This is a genomic window from Citrobacter sp. Cf132, from assembly GCF_030333885.1.
Classification (GTDB): domain Bacteria; phylum Pseudomonadota; class Gammaproteobacteria; order Enterobacterales; family Enterobacteriaceae; genus Citrobacter; species Citrobacter freundii.
This window is the reverse complement of record NZ_JAOWFA010000052.1, coordinates 1-18382: the sequence shown is the minus strand read 5'-3', so window position 1 is coordinate 18382 and position 18382 is coordinate 1. Positions and strand designations below refer to the sequence as shown.

The 18382-nt window shown below is 52.6% G+C and carries 15 protein-coding genes and 1 pseudogene; 9 read left to right on the top strand and 7 right to left on the bottom strand.

The window, feature by feature from the left end:
* The first annotated feature begins 1 nt into the window (after position 1).
* Positions 2–931 (top strand): homoserine kinase, encoded by a 930-nt coding sequence (gene thrB, locus OGV85_RS10175; protein ID WP_003018982.1) that lies wholly within the window; start codon positions 2–4, stop codon positions 929–931.
* Positions 932–934: 3 nt separating this feature from the next.
* Positions 935–2221, top strand: a complete 1287-nt coding sequence (gene thrC / locus OGV85_RS10170) for a threonine synthase (protein ID WP_003018980.1) — start codon at positions 935–937, stop codon at positions 2219–2221.
* Between the two features lie 84 nt (positions 2222–2305).
* Here the strand turns inward: thrC and yaaA are convergent, their stop codons facing one another.
* Both yaaA and OGV85_RS10160 read right to left on the bottom strand, forming a co-directional pair.
* Positions 2306–3079, bottom strand: a complete 774-nt coding sequence (gene yaaA / locus OGV85_RS10165; RefSeq protein ID WP_060855445.1) for a peroxide stress protein YaaA — start codon at positions 3077–3079, stop codon at positions 2306–2308.
* A gap of 77 nt (positions 3080–3156) precedes the next feature.
* On the bottom strand, positions 3157–4587 hold the full coding sequence (locus OGV85_RS10160; protein ID WP_048233940.1) for an alanine/glycine:cation symporter family protein: 1431 nt from the start codon (positions 4585–4587) through the stop codon (positions 3157–3159).
* Between the two features lie 274 nt (positions 4588–4861).
* On the opposite strand from OGV85_RS10160, the gene tal reads away from it, so the two are divergent.
* The 3 genes from tal (at position 4862) to OGV85_RS10145 (ending at position 7945) form a co-directional block, all read left to right on the top strand.
* On the top strand, positions 4862–5815 hold the full coding sequence (tal, locus tag OGV85_RS10155; protein WP_003018974.1) for a transaldolase: 954 nt from the start codon (positions 4862–4864) through the stop codon (positions 5813–5815).
* Between the two features lie 110 nt (positions 5816–5925).
* Positions 5926–6513, top strand: coding sequence for a molybdopterin adenylyltransferase (gene mog, locus OGV85_RS10150; protein ID WP_003018973.1), 588 nt, complete (start codon positions 5926–5928; stop codon positions 6511–6513).
* 124 nt (positions 6514–6637) lie between these two features.
* Positions 6638–7945: an MFS transporter gene (locus OGV85_RS10145; RefSeq protein WP_061548373.1), complete on the top strand. Its 1308-nt coding sequence runs from the start codon at positions 6638–6640 to the stop codon at positions 7943–7945.
* Positions 7946–7979: 34 nt separating this feature from the next.
* Here the strand turns inward: OGV85_RS10145 and satP are convergent, their stop codons facing one another.
* The 3 genes from satP to OGV85_RS10130 all read right to left on the bottom strand — a co-directional run bounded on the left by satP (position 7980) and on the right by OGV85_RS10130 (position 9846).
* A complete protein-coding gene (gene satP, locus OGV85_RS10140; protein WP_061548372.1) occupies positions 7980–8546 on the bottom strand; it encodes an acetate uptake transporter in 567 nt (188 codons plus the stop codon).
* 148 nt (positions 8547–8694) lie between these two features.
* A complete protein-coding gene (gene msyB, locus OGV85_RS10135; protein ID WP_003845650.1) occupies positions 8695–9408 on the bottom strand; it encodes an acidic protein MsyB in 714 nt (237 codons plus the stop codon).
* Positions 9409–9441: 33 nt separating this feature from the next.
* A complete protein-coding gene (locus OGV85_RS10130; RefSeq protein WP_003018965.1) occupies positions 9442–9846 on the bottom strand; it encodes a DUF2541 family protein in 405 nt (134 codons plus the stop codon).
* Positions 9847–10229: 383 nt separating this feature from the next.
* On the opposite strand from OGV85_RS10130, the gene dnaK reads away from it, so the two are divergent.
* The 4 genes from dnaK (at position 10230) to nhaR (ending at position 15682) form a co-directional block, all read left to right on the top strand.
* Positions 10230–12152 carry a molecular chaperone DnaK gene (gene dnaK / locus OGV85_RS10125; protein WP_003018959.1) on the top strand — a complete coding sequence of 641 codons (1923 nt, stop codon included), beginning with the start codon at positions 10230–10232 and terminating at the stop codon, positions 12150–12152.
* 85 nt (positions 12153–12237) lie between these two features.
* Entirely contained in the window at positions 12238–13371 is a 1134-nt protein-coding gene (gene dnaJ, locus OGV85_RS10120) for a molecular chaperone DnaJ (protein WP_003018956.1), read from the top strand.
* Between the two features lie 206 nt (positions 13372–13577).
* On the top strand, positions 13578–14744 hold the full coding sequence (gene nhaA, locus OGV85_RS10115) for a Na+/H+ antiporter NhaA (RefSeq protein WP_003018952.1): 1167 nt from the start codon (positions 13578–13580) through the stop codon (positions 14742–14744).
* Between the two features lie 38 nt (positions 14745–14782).
* Positions 14783–15682 (top strand): transcriptional activator NhaR, encoded by a 900-nt coding sequence (gene nhaR, locus OGV85_RS10110; protein ID WP_003018949.1) that lies wholly within the window; start codon positions 14783–14785, stop codon positions 15680–15682.
* Between the two features lie 49 nt (positions 15683–15731).
* Here nhaR and OGV85_RS10105 read toward each other — a convergent pair whose 3' ends face one another.
* Complete coding sequence (locus OGV85_RS10105; protein ID WP_003018947.1) at positions 15732–17771, bottom strand: glycoside hydrolase family 31 protein; 2040 nt, start codon at positions 17769–17771, stop codon at positions 15732–15734.
* Positions 17772–17811: 40 nt separating this feature from the next.
* A pseudogene (locus OGV85_RS10100) lies at positions 17812–18303 on the bottom strand (MFS transporter); the annotation flags it as partial.
* Positions 18304–18382: the final 79 nt, after the last annotated feature.

The following is an 18382-nucleotide window of genomic DNA, read 5'->3' as shown; positions in this document are numbered from 1 at the left end:
CATGGTGAGAGTTTATGCCCCGGCTTCCAGTGCCAATATGAGCGTCGGGTTTGATGTGCTCGGTGCGGCGGTAACTCCGGTGGACGGTTCGCTGTTGGGCGATGTGGTGTCCGTTGAGGCGGCTGATCAGTTCAGCCTGAACAACCTTGGGCGCTTTGCCAACAAGCTGCCGTCAGAGCCGCGCGAAAATATTGTCTATCAGTGTTGGGAGCGATTCTGCCAGGAGCTGGGTAAAACGGTTCCGGTGGCGATGACGCTGGAAAAAAATATGCCGATTGGCTCCGGGTTAGGCTCCAGCGCCTGTTCCGTCGTGGCGGCGTTAGTCGCTATGAACGAACACTGCGGTAAGCCGCTCAACGATACGCGCCTGTTGGCGATAATGGGCGAGCTGGAAGGGCGTATCTCCGGCAGTATTCATTACGATAACGTTGCCCCGTGCTTTTTGGGCGGCATGCAGTTAATGATTGAAGAAAACGGCATTATTAGCCAGCAGGTGCCAGGCTTTGATGAGTGGCTATGGGTACTGGCGTATCCGGGGATTAAAGTGTCGACGGCAGAAGCGCGGGCGATTCTACCTGCGCAGTATCGCCGTCAGGACTGTATCGCCCACGGGCGACATCTGGCTGGATTTATCCATGCCTGCTATTCCCGTCAGCCTGGGCTTGCCGCGAAGCTGATGAAGGACGTCATTGCTGAGCCGTATCGTACCCGCTTGCTGCCAGGCTTTAGTCAGGCGCGTCAGGCGGTAACAGAAATTGGCGCGCTGGCCAGCGGGATCTCCGGGTCAGGGCCGACGCTGTTCGCCTTGTGCGATAAGCCGGATACGGCGCAGCGCGTAGCAGATTGGCTGAGTAAAAATTACCTGCAAAATCAGGAAGGCTTTGTTCATATTTGCCGGCTGGACACGGCGGGCGCACGGGTACTGGGATAATCAATGAAACTGTATAATCTGAAAGATCATAACGAGCAGGTCAGCTTTGCGCAGGCCGTCACGCAAGGGCTTGGCAAGAATCAGGGATTGTTTTTTCCGCACGATCTACCGGAATTCAATCTGACAGAAGTGGATGAGATGCTGAACCAGGACTTCGTTAGCCGCAGCGCGAAGATCCTGTCCGCATTTATTGGTGATGAGATCCCTCAGGAAATTCTGGAAAAACGCGTGCGTGCTGCATTTGCTTTTCCGGCACCGGTTGCTCAGGTTGCCGCAGATGTCGGCTGTCTGGAACTGTTCCACGGCCCTACGCTTGCATTTAAAGACTTTGGCGGGCGCTTTATGGCGCAAATGCTGACGCACATCAGCGGCGACAAGCCGGTAACCATTCTGACGGCGACCTCAGGTGATACCGGCGCGGCGGTTGCACATGCCTTTTATGGCCTGAAAAATGTGCGCGTGGTGATCCTCTACCCGAACGGCAAGATCAGCCCATTACAGGAAAAACTGTTCTGTACGCTGGGCGGTAACATTGAAACTGTAGCGATTGATGGCGATTTTGATGCCTGCCAGGCGCTGGTGAAACAGGCGTTTGATGACGAAGAGCTGAAGGTGGCTCTGGGACTGAACTCGGCTAATTCAATTAACATCAGCCGTTTGCTGGCGCAAATCTGTTACTACTTTGAGGCTGTGGCTCAGCTACCGCAAGAGGCGCGGAATCAGCTGGTGATTTCTGTTCCCAGCGGTAACTTTGGCGATCTGACCGCCGGGCTACTGGCGAAATCACTGGGCTTGCCGGTGAAGCGTTTTATCGCGGCGACTAACGTTAACGATACGGTTCCGCGTTTCCTTGCTGAAGGTGAGTGGGCGCCGAAAGCGACTCAGGCGACGTTATCGAATGCGATGGATGTCAGCCAGCCGAACAACTGGCCGCGCGTGGAAGAACTGTTCCGCCGTAAAATCTGGCGTCTGAATGAGCTGGGTTATGCCGCCGTTGATGATGCCACGACTCAGGACACCATGCGTGAGTTACATGAGATAGGCTACACCTCAGAACCGCATGCGGCGGTGGCTTACCGTGCGCTGCGTGACCAACTGAACCCTGGCGAGTACGGCCTGTTCCTTGGTACTGCGCATCCGGCGAAGTTTAAAGAAAGCGTTGAAGAGATTCTTGATCTGACGCTGGCGTTGCCAAAAGAGCTGGCGGAACGCGCGGACTTGCCGCTGCTTTCTCATCACCTGCCTGCTGATTTTGCGCAACTGCGTAAGCTGATGATGACCCGCAGTTAACGGTGGTGCCCGCTGGCGCTTTGCTTAGCGGGCCTACAAAACCTGTAGGCCGGATAAGGCGTTAGCCGTCATCCGGCATGTAAATTATTGCTCGTGGCGTTTAAACACCAGTTCGCCGTTTCCTGACGCTTCTTCATCAAAGAAATAGCCTTCGCTGTTAAATGCGGTCAGCTGTTCCGGCTGCGTTAAGCGGTTCTCAATGATGTAGCGGCTCATCAGGCCGCGCGCTTTCTTGGCATAAAAGCTGATGACTTTGAACTTGCCGTTTTTCTCGTCGAGGAAGACTGGTTTAATCAGCTCGGCATTGAGCTTTTTCGGCTTCACGGATTTAAAATACTCATCCGAAGCGAGATTAATCACCACGCTGTCGCCTTGTGCTTCAAGTGCTTCATTAAGTTTATCGGTGATGATATCTCCCCAGAACTGGTAGAGATCTTTACCCTTCGCATTGGCCAAACGAATGCCCATCTCCAGACGATAAGGCTGCATCAAATCCAGTGGACGTAGAACGCCGTACAGTCCGGACAACATCCGTAAATGCTGCTGAGCGAAGTCGAAATCCGCCGCGCTGAAGGTTTCAGCCTGCAGCCCGGTATACACGTCGCCCTTAAATGCCAGAATGGCCTGGCGCGCATTGTCCGGCGTGAAGTCAGGCTGCCAGTCATGGAAACGCGTGGCATTCAAATCCGCCAGTTTGTCGCTAATTCCCATCAGCTTGCCAATTTGCGGCGCAGAGAGCTGGCGCGCCACATGGATAAGCTGCTGAGAGTGATCCAGCAGTTCGGGTAGCGTATGGCGTGTCGTTGCCAGCGGACTTTGGTAGTCGAGCGTTTTTGCAGGTGAAATCAGAATCAGCATATCCAGTCCTTGCAGGAAATTTACTGCGACTTTAGCAAAAAAAACGACTGAATTGATCGATGGTTGCGATTGCCGCGCTATTCGCGCGGCGTTTCATCCCAGCTTTCGGGGGCAAGCTGTTGTCTGATATCAGGATAACGGTGCGGATCGAATTCCGGGCGCACCCCGAGTTTACGCTGGCGCAGATAGTCGCTGGCGATGGTATGGACAACCGGAGAAAGCAGCAGAATCGCTGTCAGGTTAGTAATGGCCATACAAGCCATAATGATATCGGCCAACTGCCAGACCAGCGGGAAGCTGACAAACGTTCCGCCGATAATGGTGCTAATGGTAGCGATTCGCAATAGCCAGATGACGCGCATATTGTCCAGTTTCAGAAAGACGAGATTGTTTTCCGCATAGATGTAGTTGGCGACAATCGAGCTAAAGGCAAACAGAATCACAATAAAAGCCACGAATCCGGCTCCCCATTCTCCCGTCAGCGTTACCATTGCTTTCTGAAGTAACTGGATGCCTTCCATTGGGACATAGCTGGTGCCATTGCCTGCCAACAGAATAATCATCGCGCTAGCCGTACAGACCACGAGAGTGTCGCCTAATACCCCAATCATTTGCACAATGCCTTGTGCCGCAGGATGCGGTGGCCAGGAGGCGGCTGATGCGGCTGCATTTGGCGTAGATCCCATTCCGGCTTCGTTAGAAAACATGCCGCGCTGAAAACCGTTGGCAATAGCCTGGCTTAGCGTATATCCGGCCGCACCCGCCGCTGCTTCCTGCCAGCCAAAGGCGCTTTTTATAATGGTGACGATAATGTCGGGAAGCTGCCCGATATGCCACAGACAGATGATGATGCTACTTCCAACCCACAGCAGTGCCATCATCGGAACGAACCATTGCATCAGGCGTGCGACGCCTTTAATACCGCCGACGATGACCAGTAATGACACTATTGCCAGTGCGATACCGGAGAAGAGGGGAGGGATGTCAAAAGCAAAGGTCAACGCACGAGAGACCGAGTTCGCCTGAACGCTGTTAAAAATCAGTCCATAGGCAATCAGTAAAAAGATGGCAAAAAGGACGCCCATCCAGCGCATGCCCAGACCACGTGCCATATACCACGCAGGACCACCGCGGAACTGTCCTTTGCTATCGCGTTCTTTATACAGTTGGGCAAGTGAGCACTCGGCGAATGACGTTGCCATACCAATGACCGCTGAGACCCACATCCAGAAAATGGCTCCAGGGCCGCCAGCGGCGATCGCCAACGCTACGCCGGCCAGGTTCCCGCTACCGATACGCGCGGCAAGGCTGGTGCACAGAGCCTGAAAGGAAGTTAAACCGCCCGGCTGCGGGCTAATGCTGTTTTTAAGACTTGTGCCAAACTGGCGAATGTAGCGGAACTGCACGAACCCTGTACGCCAGGTGAACCAACATCCTGCGCCAAGCAGGAGGTAGATCATCACCGATCCCCAGAGTATTTCATTAATAAATGAGAAAAAATCAGGCATTAACATCCCTCTTGTTGATGCCGGTAAGCGCGAAGATTTCCGTGTAAGCGCTACCAATAATCGACCAGTATATACCTTGTCATGAGAGTGATTGCGGGAGTTTATCATAACAATCGTTATATCCCGCAATTGCGCATCACAGGCTTTGAGATGCGTAATCAGGGCTGAGCAGCGGGTCGGACAATCCAGGCGGTTGCGCTGAGAGTGCGTCGTGCTATCATCAGGGAAGATCGGTTACATCCCCCTAACAAGCTGTTTAAAGAGAATCGCTATCATGACGGACAAATTGACCTCCCTTCGTCAGTTCACCACAGTAGTGGCCGACACCGGAGACATCGCGGCAATGAAGCTGTATCAGCCTCAGGATGCCACAACTAACCCTTCTCTCATTCTTAACGCAGCGCAGATCCCAGAATACCGCAAGCTGATTGATGACGCTGTAGCCTGGGCTAAGCAGCAGAGCAACGACCGCGCACAGCAGATCGTCGACGCGACCGACAAACTGGCAGTAAATATCGGTCTGGAGATCCTGAAACTGGTCCCGGGTCGTATCTCTACTGAAGTTGACGCTCGTCTGTCTTACGACACCGACGCGTCCATCGCGAAAGCAAAACGTCTGATCAAGATGTACAACGACGCTGGCATCAGCAACGATCGCATTCTGATTAAACTGGCTTCAACCTGGCAGGGCATCCGTGCCGCTGAGCAGTTGGAAAAAGAAGGCATCAACTGTAACCTGACTCTGCTGTTCTCCTTCGCGCAGGCACGTGCATGTGCAGAAGCTGGCGTATACCTGATTTCTCCGTTCGTTGGTCGTATTCTTGACTGGTACAAAGCCAACACTGACAAGAAAGAGTATGCACCGGCAGAAGATCCGGGTGTGGTTTCCGTAACGGAAATCTACGAGTACTACAAACAGCACGGTTACGAAACCGTGGTGATGGGGGCGAGCTTCCGTAACATCGGCGAAATCATTGAGCTGGCAGGCTGCGATCGTCTGACGATTGCTCCGGCACTGCTGAAAGAGCTGGCGGAAAGCGAAGGCGCTATCGAACGTAAACTGTCCTTCTCCGGCGAAGTGAAAGCGCGTCCTGCACGCATCACCGAAGCTGAGTTCCTGTGGCAGCACAACCAGGATCCGATGGCTGTAGATAAACTGGCGGACGGTATCCGTAAGTTTGCTGTAGACCAGGGTAAACTGGAAAAAATGATCGGCGATCTGCTGTAATCATTTAAGCGTGGCCCTGATATGGGTCACGCTACCTCTTCTGAAACCTGTCTGTCCTTCCTTTCGCAGTGTATCATTCTGTTTAACGAGACTGTTTAAACGGAATAATCATGAATACTTTACGCATTGGCCTGGTTTCCATTTCTGACCGTGCTTCCAGCGGCGTTTACCAGGATAAAGGTATCCCGGCCCTTGAAGAGTGGCTGGCATCTGCCCTTACCACCCCTTTTGAGCTGCAAACGCGACTGATCCCGGATGAACAGGCGATCATCGAACAGACCTTATGCGAGCTGGTGGATGAAATGAGCTGTCATCTGGTGCTGACTACCGGCGGAACGGGTCCGGCACGTCGCGACGTGACCCCCGATGCTACGCTTGCCGTCGCTGACCGCCAGATGCCAGGCTTTGGCGAACAGATGCGCCAGATAAGTCTGCACTTTGTGCCAACGGCTATTCTCTCCCGCCAGGTCGGTGTGATTCGCAAACAGGCGTTGATCCTGAATCTGCCTGGGCAGCCGAAATCGATCAAAGAAACGCTGGAAGGCGTGAAAGATGCCGACGGTAAGGTTATCGTACCGGGTATTTTTGCAAGTGTACCGTATTGTATACAGTTGCTGGATGGGCCGTATGTGGAAACCGCACCGGCTGTTGTAGCATCTTTTCGTCCTAAAAGCGCAATTCGCGATACAAACGCCTGAAAGTAGCCCGATCGTGACATAAGTGCCAATCACAGTGGAGTATTGAATTGTTTACGATATAGTAATTTTTGCTTTACATATATCGACAGACAGATTCAATAACTCCACTGACTGATGGTTTGCTATGTCACAACACACTCGACCGCTGAATCGCCAGGATTATAAAACTCTTACGCTTGCTGCCCTCGGCGGTGCGCTTGAGTTTTATGATTTCATTATCTTCGTCTTCTTTGCCGCTGTTGTTGGTGAACTCTTCTTTCCGGCAGACATTCCTGAGTGGCTACGTCAGGTGCAAACCTTCGGCATTTTTGCCGCCGGATATCTGGCGCGTCCGCTGGGTGGCATCATCATGGCGCACTTTGGCGATCTGGTCGGGCGTAAGAAAATGTTCACCCTGAGCATTTTGCTGATGGCGATACCGACGCTGGCGATTGGTCTTTTGCCTACCTACGCCTCAATGGGGATCCTCGCACCGCTGCTGTTACTGCTGATGCGCATTTTGCAAGGCGCTGCCATCGGCGGAGAAGTGCCGGGCGCGTGGGTGTTCGTGGCGGAGCATGTACCGGAGCGCCGCATCGGCATTGCCTGTGGCACGCTGACCGCCGGGCTGACGGTGGGGATTCTGTTGGGATCGGTGGTTGCGACGCTGGTGAATACCAACCTGACGCAACAGGCGGTGCATGACTACGGCTGGCGTATCCCGTTCCTGTTGGGGGGCGTTTTTGGGCTGGTGGCGATGTACCTGCGTCGCTGGTTGCAGGAAACGCCCATCTTCCTCGAAATGCAGCAGCGTAAAGCACTTGCGCAAGAGCTACCGGTGAAGTCGGTGGTGAGTAAGCATAAAAAAGCGGTGGCTATTTCAATGCTGCTGACCTGGTTGTTATCGGCCGGGATTGTGGTGGTGATCCTGATGTCACCAGTCTGGTTGCAGAAGCAGTATGGCTTTGCACCCGCGCTAACGCTACAGGCCAACAGTGTCGCTACCATTATGCTGTGCGTCGGCTGTCTGCTGGCCGGATTTATTGTCGACCGGGTCGGCGCCAGCAAAACCTTTATTGTCGGCAGCCTGCTGCTGGCCTGTTCGAGCTGGTTTTTCTATCACCTGACCGGCAGCCATCCTCAGCACTTGTTCCTGTTATACGGGCTGGTGGGATTATGCGTTGGCGTGGTCGGCGCAGTGCCTTATGTCATGGTGCGGGCGTTTCCGGCGGAAGTCCGTTTTACCGGTATTTCCTTTTCCTATAACGTCTCATATGCCATTTTTGGTGGTCTGACGCCAATCGCCGTGACGATGTTAATGGGCGTGTCGCCAATGGCTCCGGCCTGGTATGTGCTGGCGTTATCGCTGGTGGGGTTAGGTCTGGGGATTTGGCTGCGACAGGATATTTATCATCGCGATACGAGCGTACAGGGAGAGTTACAGCGTTTGTAAGGAATATCCCCCCTTCAGGGGGGATATTGTCAGATTAGTGCGCTTCACCAATCGGCAGGATGGTACGGCCAAACTGTTCGTTCAGCACTTCACCCATCGCCAGGTAAATGGCGCTTGCACCACACACTAAGCCAACCCAACCCGCAACGTGAATGATTGCTTCGTTACCTGCAATGTTGCCAACGGCCAGCAGGGCGAACAGCACTGTCAGGCTCAGGAACACGAACTGCAGCATGCGCGCGGCTTTCAGCGTACCGAACAACATGAACAGAGTGAACACGCCCCACAGACCCAGGTAAGCGCCCAGGAACTTACCATTGGTTGCATCCGCGAGGCCCATTTTCGGCATCAGCAGAATCGCAACCAGCGTCAGCCAGAACGAACCGTAGGAGGTAAAGGCGGTTAAACCGAAGGTGTTGCCTTTTTTATATTCCAGAAGACCGGCAAAAATTTGCGCGATACCGCCGTAGAAAATGCCCATCGCCAGAATAATAACGTCTAAAGCGAAGAAACCCGCGTTATGCAGGTTAAGCAGAATGGTGGTCATGCCAAAGCCCATCAGGCCCAGCGGTGCCGGATTAGCCAACTTAGTGTTGCCCATAATTCCTCAAAATCATCATTGATTGAATGGTGAAATAGTTTCCCCGAATAACGATCGCTGTCTTCGGGGCGCGGCATAATAATCAGGGGAGAGGGCACTGTCTATGATCTAACGAAGGGAAAACGAATTATTTTCCCTGTGATGGGCATCACGCTTGTGTGTGGTTGAGCATTCTGCGCAGGCAGGCAATGTGGAGTACAGCCGGGATCGTCACCCGATAAGCGCTGCCGCTCACCGCTTTAACCCCGTTTAAAGCCGCACCTACCGGGCCGCCAAGTCCGGCTCCGCGCAGTAATCCGTGCCCTATTACGCTGACGGCGGCGTGGGTTCGCAGAATTTTGGTTAACTGGCCGGAGAGCAGGTGAGAGACGCCTTTTGCCAGATGACGATCCTTCAATAATAACGGTAGCAGTTCTTCCAGTTCAGAAACTTTTGCATCGACAGCCTGCAGAAATTCCTGCTTTTGTCCGGCATCCATTTTTTGCCAGGCGTTGCGTAAAAAGTGCTCCAGCAGAGACTGTTCAATTTCGAACGTGGACATCTCTTTATCAGCTTTAATCTTCAGACGCTTCGAAACGTCCAGCAAAATCGCCCGATACAGTTTTCCATGTCCACGGAGTTTATTGGCAATGCTGTCGCCCCCATAATGCTGCAGTTCGCCAGCAATCAGTTGCCAGTTGCGACGGTGCTGTTCCGGATGTCCTTCCATCGATTTAAATAAATCGTTGTGGTTGAGAACGCTCGACAGACGGGCTTTCCCCTTTTCATTATGTGTAAGCAGGCGGGTAATATTGGCGAGCTGCTCCTCGCTGCAATGCTGAAGAAAATCGAGATCGTCGTCATTCAAATAGGTGACATTCATGTTTCTATGGCTTTTGAATAAAAGTATGGGGAGTTAGTCGTCGCCGATGATTTTCAGCGTCGCCATATCAGAAGAGTTCACCGTATGGCCGGAGAAGGTGATTTTTTTCACACAGCGCTTATTGTCGTTGTCGCTATTGATGTTGATCCAATTGGTCGTTTGCCCTTCTTTGATGGAGGAAGGCACGTTCAGACTCTGGCTGGACATGCGGGCAGCTTTGAAATAAACCGATGCACCACTGAGCTGTAAATCACCATGATCGGCCGTAAGTTGAATGCGTTTCACCACGCGGCAAACGGGAAGTTTCAGCGTCAGATCGTTGGTTTCATTACGGGGCATGGCGATCACGCCGAGGACTTTATGATCGTTAGCGTGTGCGGCGCTGCTCAGCAGCAGGCCCATAAGCAGGCTGGCGGAAAGGGTTAATACGGATTTCATGGAATTTCTCTTTGACGGCTGTAAAAGTGTGTCGTTTCAGACCATCTTACCGCTGTCAGAATCATGATTCATGCTTGTAATCTTTTCTTTTTATTACAATTTTTATGTGAATGGCTGTGCTGAATCTATCTGTTTTATGAATTAATTTTGATTTGAGACTATTCATTTTTTAATCTTTTAGCCTTTTTTCTGCGATTTTATTGCCACAAGGCTAAAAAAAATTTTCATGCCCCCCTTGATGACGTGGGTTACGACCCCATCTTGTAAGCAACCGCAGTGGTGAGTCTGAAAAAAAACGATTCAGGGTAGTTGAAACCGCACGTTTCGCCCTTATTACAGATTCACAACCACATGATGACCGAATTTTTAGTGGAGACGTTTAGATGGGTAAAATTATTGGTATCGACCTGGGTACTACCAACTCTTGTGTAGCGATTATGGATGGCACTACTGCACGTGTGCTGGAGAACGCCGAGGGCGATCGCACCACGCCTTCTATCATTGCTTATACCCAGGATGGTGAAACTCTGGTTGGTCAGCCGGCTAAACGTCAGGCAGTGACAAACCCGCAAAACACCCTGTTTGCGATTAAACGCCTGATTGGCCGCCGCTTCCAGGACGAAGAAGTACAGCGTGATGAAGCCATCATGCCGTACAAAATCATCGGTGCTGACAACGGTGATGCATGGATTGACGTAAAAGGTCAGAAACTGGCACCGCCGCAGATTTCTGCTGAAGTGCTGAAAAAAATGAAGAAAACGGCTGAAGATTACCTGGGTGAGCCGGTAACTGAAGCAGTTATCACAGTACCTGCATACTTTAACGATGCTCAGCGTCAGGCAACTAAAGACGCCGGTCGTATCGCAGGTCTGGAAGTAAAACGTATCATCAACGAACCAACCGCAGCTGCGCTGGCTTACGGTCTGGATAAAGAAGTCGGCAACCGTACTATCGCGGTATATGACCTCGGTGGTGGTACTTTCGATATCTCTATTATCGAAATCGACGAAGTTGACGGCGAAAAAACCTTCGAAGTTCTGGCAACCAACGGTGATACCCACCTGGGTGGTGAAGACTTCGACAGCCGTATGATCAACTACCTGGTTGACGAGTTTAAGAAAGATCAGGGTATCGACCTGCGTAATGACCCGCTGGCGATGCAGCGTCTGAAAGAAGCCGCTGAGAAAGCGAAGATCGAGCTGTCTTCCGCTCAGCAGACCGACGTGAACCTGCCGTACATCACTGCAGACGCGACCGGTCCGAAACACATGAACATCAAAGTGACCCGTGCGAAACTGGAAAGCCTGGTTGAAGACCTGGTTAACCGTTCTATCGAGCCGCTGAAAGTTGCTCTGCAGGATGCTGGCCTGTCCGTATCTGATATCAACGACGTTATCCTCGTTGGTGGTCAGACGCGTATGCCGATGGTGCAGAAGAAAGTCGCTGAGTTCTTCGGTAAAGAACCGCGTAAAGACGTTAACCCGGACGAAGCCGTAGCAATCGGTGCTGCTGTTCAGGGTGGTGTATTGACCGGTGATGTTAAAGACGTGCTGCTGCTGGACGTTACCCCGCTGTCTCTGGGTATCGAAACCATGGGTGGCGTAATGACTCCGCTGATCGCGAAAAACACCACTATCCCGACCAAGCACAGCCAGGTGTTCTCTACCGCTGAAGACAACCAGTCTGCGGTAACCATCCATGTGCTGCAGGGTGAACGTAAACGTGCTGCTGATAACAAAGATCTGGGTCAGTTTAACCTGGATGGTATCAGCCCGGCTCCGCGCGGTATGCCGCAGATCGAAGTTACTTTTGACATCGATGCCGACGGTATCCTGCACGTTTCCGCGAAAGACAAAAACAGCGGTAAAGAGCAGAAGATCACCATCAAGGCTTCTTCTGGTCTGAACGAAGAAGAAATTCAGAAAATGGTTCGCGAAGCAGAAGCGAACGCAGAATCTGACCGTAAGTTTGAAGAGCTGGTTCAGACCCGTAACCAGGGTGACCATCTGCTGCACAGCACTCGCAAGCAGGTTGAAGAAGCAGGCGACAAACTGCCGGCTGACGACAAAACTGCCATCGAGTCTGCACTGACCGCGCTGGAAACTTCTCTGAAAGGTGAAGATAAAGCGGATATCGAAGCGAAAATGCAGGCGCTGGCACAGGTTTCCCAGAAACTGATGGAAATCGCTCAGCAGCAGCACGCACAGCAACAGGCTGGTGCAGCAGGCGCTGATGCTTCTGCAAATAACGCGAAAGATGACGACGTTGTCGACGCCGAGTTTGAAGAAGTGAAAGACAAAAAATAATCGCCCTTTGAACGGGTAATTACTGGCACGGGCGAAGAGGTTTCCTCTCCGCCCGTGCACGCATGTTAGGGGCAGATAAAAAGAGATGGCTAAGCAAGACTATTACGAGATTTTAGGCGTTTCCAAATCAGCGGAAGAGCGTGAAATCAAAAAGGCCTACAAGCGCCTGGCCATGAAATATCACCCGGACCGCAACCAGGGTGATAAAGAGGCCGAAGCCAAGTTTAAAGAGATCAAAGAAGCGTACGAGATCCTGACCGATGCGCAAAAACGTGCGGCCTACGATCAGTACGGTCATGCTGCGTTTGAGCAAGGCGGCATGGGCGGCGGCGGCGGTTTTGGCGGCGGGGCTGACTTCAGCGATATCTTTGGTGACGTGTTTGGCGATATCTTTGGCGGCGGTCGTGGTCGTCAGCGCGCCTCACGTGGTGCTGATTTACGTTACAACATGGATCTCACTCTGGAAGAAGCCGTGCGTGGCGTCACCAAAGAGATCCGTATTCCGACTCTGGAAGAGTGTGACGTCTGCCACGGTAGCGGCGCGAAGGCGGGCACTCAGCCGCAGACCTGTCCAACCTGTCACGGTTCTGGTCAGGTACAGATGCGTCAGGGCTTTTTTGCCGTACAGCAGACCTGTCCACACTGTCAGGGCCGCGGTACACTGATCAAAGATCCGTGCAACAAATGCCACGGGCATGGTCGCGTTGAGAAGAGCAAAACGCTGTCTGTTAAAATCCCGGCAGGGGTTGATACCGGCGACCGTATCCGTTTGTCTGGTGAAGGCGAAGCCGGTGAGCATGGCGCGCCAGCAGGTGATTTGTACGTTCAGGTGCAGGTAAAACAACACCCAATTTTCGAACGTGAAGGCAATAACCTCTACTGCGAAGTGCCGATTAACTTTGCGATGGCTGCTCTGGGCGGCGAGATTGAAGTCCCGACGCTGGATGGTCGCGTGAAGCTAAAAATTCCGGGCGAAACGCAAACTGGCAAACTTTTCCGCATGCGTGGAAAGGGCGTCAAGTCTGTACGCGGTGGCGCTCAGGGCGATCTGCTGTGCCGTGTAGTTGTTGAAACCCCGGTTGGTTTGAACGACAAGCAGAAGCAGTTGCTGAAAGATCTGCAGGAAAGCTTCGGCGGTCCTACCGGCGAAAACAACAGCCCGCGTTCCAAAAGCTTCTTCGACGGTGTGAAGAAGTTCTTTGACGATCTGACTCGCTAATTCGCCGTTTTATCTTGAATAAAAAGCCTGGGACTGAAAAGCCTCAGGCTTTTTTATTTCTGTTTTCCGCTCGGAAAATCTTTATCGACTTTATCTGAATAGGTCGTAAAAACCGATCTATCAATCACAAATAATCTAATTTTAACGAGCTTTTTGAGGGTGTAAGATAGTATTTACGAAGTATTCACCCAATAGAGAGAATAAAAGTGAAACATCTGCATCGTTTTTTTAGTAGTGACGCCTCGGGGGGCATCATTCTGATCATCGCTGCCGTGGTCGCTATGCTGATGGCAAACATCGGGGTAACCAGTGGATGGTACCACGCCTTTTTGGAAACGCCCGTTCAACTGCGGGTTGGCGCGCTTGAGATCAACAAAAATATGCTGCTGTGGATCAACGACGCATTGATGGCGGTGTTCTTCCTGTTGATTGGTCTGGAGGTGAAGCGTGAGTTGATGCAAGGCTCGCTGGCTAGCCTGCGTCAGGCAGCGTTTCCGATCATTGCCGCTATCGGGGGCATGATTGTCCCGGCGCTGCTGTACCTGGCATTCAACTATGCCGATCCCATCACCCGTGAAGGGTGGGCGATCCCGGCGGCAACGGATATCGCTTTTGCATTAGGCGTGCTGGCGCTGTTGGGCAGCCGTGTACCGCTGGCGTTGAAAATATTCCTGATGGCGCTGGCGATTATCGATGACCTCGGTGCTATCGTAATTATCGCGCTGTTCTATACCAGCGATCTCTCGCTGTTGTCGCTGGGGGTTGCCGCGTGCGCGATCCTCGTTCTGGCGGCATTGAATCTGTGCGGAGTGAGACGTACCGGGATTTATATTCTGGTTGGCGTGGTGCTGTGGACTGCCGTACTGAAGTCGGGCGTGCATGCAACTTTGGCGGGTGTGATCGTGGGCTTCTTTATTCCGTTGAAGGAAAAACACGGGCGTTCGCCGGCGAAGCGACTGGAGCATGTTCTGCATCCATGGGTGGCATACCTGATCCTGCCACTGTTTGCCTTCGCCAACGCGGGCGTTTCACTGCAGGGCGTCACTATTGATGGACTGACCTCGGTATTACCGCTGGGGATCATTGCTGGTTTGTTGATCGGTAAACCGTTGGGTATCAGTCTGTTTTGCTGGCTGGCGTTACGCCTCAAGGTGGCGCAATTGCCAGAGGGAACGAATTTCCAGCAGATTATGGCGGTCGGCATTCTGTGCGGCATTGGCTTTACGATGTCGATTTTTATCGCCAGCCTGGCGTTTGGGAACGTCGATCCTGAGCTGATTAACTGGGCGAAACTGGGGATCCTGATTGGCTCCTTACTGTCGGCGGTAATTGGTTACTGCTGGTTACGCACCCGGTTGAACGCGTCAGCCTGACGGGATAGCCCTTTCGTGACAATTTTCAGGGAGAGAGTATGTCTCATATAAACTACAACCACCTGTACTACTTTTGGCATGTCTATAAAGAAGGTTCGGTGGTTGGCGCTGCAGAAGCGCTTTATCTGACACCGCAGACCATTACCGGGCAGATTAAAGCGCTTGAGGAACGCTTGCAGGGAAAGCTGTTCAAGCGCAAGGGGCGTGGGCTGGAGCCCAGTGAGTTAGGCGAATTGGTTTTTCGTTATGCGGATAAGATGTTCACCTTAAGCCAGGAAATGCTGGATATCGTGAACTACCGCAAAGAGTCTAATTTACTGTTTGATGTCGGCGTGGCGGATGCGCTATCGAAGCAGCTGGTCAGTAGCGTGCTGGATGCCGCTGTGGTTGAAGATGAACAAATCCATCTGCGTTGTTTTGAGTCAACACACGAGATGCTGTTGGATCAACTCAGCCAGCATAAGCTGGATATGATTATCTCCGATTGTCCGATCGATTCTACACAGCAGGAAGGGCTGTTCTCGGTGCGGATAGGCGAATGCAGCGTGAGTTTTTGGTGCACCAAGCCGCTGCCTGAAAAACCCTTCCCGGCCTGCCTTGAGGAGCGTCGATTACTGATTCCTGGACGTCGTTCAATGCTCGGTCGTAAGCTGCTGAATTGGATCAACTCACAAGGATTGAATGTCGAAATCCTCGGCGAGTTTGATGATGCTGCGCTGATGAAAGCGTTTGGCGCAACGCATAATGCCATTTTCGTTGCGCCTACGCTGTATTCACACAATTTCTATGCCGATGATTCTATTGTTGAAATTGGACGCGTAGAGAATGTGATGGAGGAGTATCACGCCATATTTGCGGAAAGGATGATCCAGCATCCGGCGGTGCAGCGTATTTGCAATGCGGACTACTCAGCACTGTTCAAGTCGCCACAGGTCTAAACGCCTTCATGTTGCCGGCTGCGGTGTACTAACCGCAGCCGGACTTTGACTACAGTTTCAACATATTACGATACTGCCCGCCTTCGCGGATAAATACCGGAATTCTGTTCAGGGGAGCGTCATAGCACAGCGTTTGTCCTCCCTGATAGCTCTCGCCGGTTGCAAGATCCGTCCATGTTTCCCCTTCCGGTAGCCAAACGTCACGCTCGCGCATGCCTTCATGCATCACCGGAGCAATCAGCAGATCGGGACCAAAACAGTACTGATCGGCGATCTCCCAGCTTTTTGTCTGCTCAGGAAATTCAAAAAACAGGGTGCGCATAACCGGGGCATTGCGTTCGTGTGTTTCCGCCATCACCGCTTTGATGTACGGCTTTAACTTTTCTCGCAACGTCAGACAGCCGGTCAACACTTCGCACACCTCTTCACCATAGCTCCACACTTCGTTTGCCGCACCGGTCGGACACTGGGCAATACCATCACGGTAAGGATGTTCTGGTAAAATTTGCGGATCGCGGTTGCCGTGCAGGCGCATCACTGGGCTAAACACGCCCCACTGGAACCAGCGAATCAGCAACTCATGAAAGTGTGGGTCGTGAATATTGCCGCCATGAAAGCCGCCAATATCTGTTGTCCACCACGGGATACCTGCAATCCCCATATTCATCCCGGCGGCAAACTGATTGCGCAGAGAACGAAACGATGAGTGGATATCACCTGACCAGACCAGCGCGCCGTATTTCTGACTTCCGGCCCAGGCGCAGCGCAGCAGGTTGATCACCTGGTCTTCGCCATCGGCTTTCATGCCGTCAAAAAAGGTTTTGGCATACATTCGCGGGTAGATATTGCCCACTTCCAGCACCGGTCCGGCGTGGTAGCGATAATTATCGTAGTCGTAAACGCTGAATTCCGGCTCGGCTTCGTCTAGCCAGAAGAGCTTCACGCCTTTATCGTAATAGTTGCGTTTTGCTTTACCCCAGACGTAGTCGCGAGCGCCGGGATGGGTGGCATCAAAGAAAGTGGTATTGCCGAGGAAATCCATATTAATCGGCAATCCGCGTTCCGTTTGCACCAGCCAGCCGTTTTCACGCATCTCCCGATAGCTTTCGGTTCGGCTATCCACGGTTGGCCACACGGAGACCATTAGCTCAATACCTAGCGATTTTAGCTCGGCGATCATGGCATCGGGATCGGGCCAGTCCCGCGAGTCGAACATCCAGTCCCCCTGATTTGGCCAGTGGAAGAAATCGATCACGATGACCGAGATGGGGAGGTTGCGCCGTTTGTACTCGCGGGCGACGGCGAGCAACTCCTCCTGAGTGCGATAACGTAACTTGCACTGCCAGAAGCCCATGGCGTAATCCGGCATCATTGGTGGCGTGCCCGTGGCGAGCGCATACGCCCGGCTAATTTCTGCCGGGGTATCGCCAGCGGTGATCCAGTAGTCCAGCTGCTCGCTGATTTGAGCTTCCCACTCGGTCACGTTGTGGGCGAACGTCACGCGGCCGACCGCAGGGTTATTCCATAAAAATCCGTAGCCCAGGCTTGAGAGCATAAAGGGCACCGAGGCCTGAGAGTTGCGCTGGGCTAGTTCGAGCACGCATCCTTTGAGATCCAGATTGGCCTGCTGATATTGGCCCATGCCGTAAATTTTTTCCCCTTCGGTGGCTTCGAAGCGGGCTTTAAGTGAATATTTCCCACCCTGAATAGGGCGGAATTCGCGTCCCTCAAGGTTGAGTGCGCTGACGTACTGGCCGTGAGAAGATTCATCCTCGCCAATTTCGCCCCGCAGGCGCCAGAACTCCTGCAACAGGGGTTTGTGTGGATGACGGTAAAAGGTAACTTGTCCTTTTTGATTGACGATAGCGATAATTTTGCCGTTGGTCAGTGTCGCCTGGTGGTGCTCATAATCGATGTGGCAGTGGCTTTCTGCGACTGGCTCAGTCAATGCCCAGTCTTCATTTCTCATTACCGGCAGATGACGACCACTGCGTACGCGCAGGCTGTTCTCGCCCCAGGGTTCAATCCACAAATAGCGATCGTTTTGCTGCCAGACCAGACGACGCGGGTCATGTTGCACAAATGGCATGGTGGTGCCTCCCATATTTTGAGGGTAAAGATTAAGAAAGTTATTGGGTGATGGTTTCCAGATCGTGGCGAATCGTCTCTTCCATTGCTTCGTACTTACGGAAGAAAAGTAGCGGGATCGCCGCGAGTGCGAAGAGTAGGGCGGGCGCCCAGATAAAAGCCCAGGTAATGCCTTCCAGGCCCGCAGCGCTTTGGGCATGGTTCGGGACATAGCCAAAACTGTTCATGATCCAGGCGGCGAAAGCGGTACCCAGACCACTGCCCATCTTGATGCAGAAAGTACTGCCGAAGGCGATAAGAATGCCCGTGGCCTTAATGCCCGTTTTCCAGGCACCGAAGTCGACGGCAAAGCCCAACATGGCAAACGGCATTGAGCAGGCGATTCCGCTACCGATATTGCCGAGCACCCAGGCCGCGATGAGGAAAGGTATGTTGTCCGCCGCCAGCCACATCAAGACGCCGCCGAACGTGGCGACCAGCAAGCCACCTACCCATATCCAGGTTTTAGCCAGGAATTTGCTAAAGAAAGGGATTGTAGATTCAATTGGTCAACGCAACAGTTATGTGAAAACATGGGGTTGCGGAGGTTTTTTGAATGAGACGAACATTTAC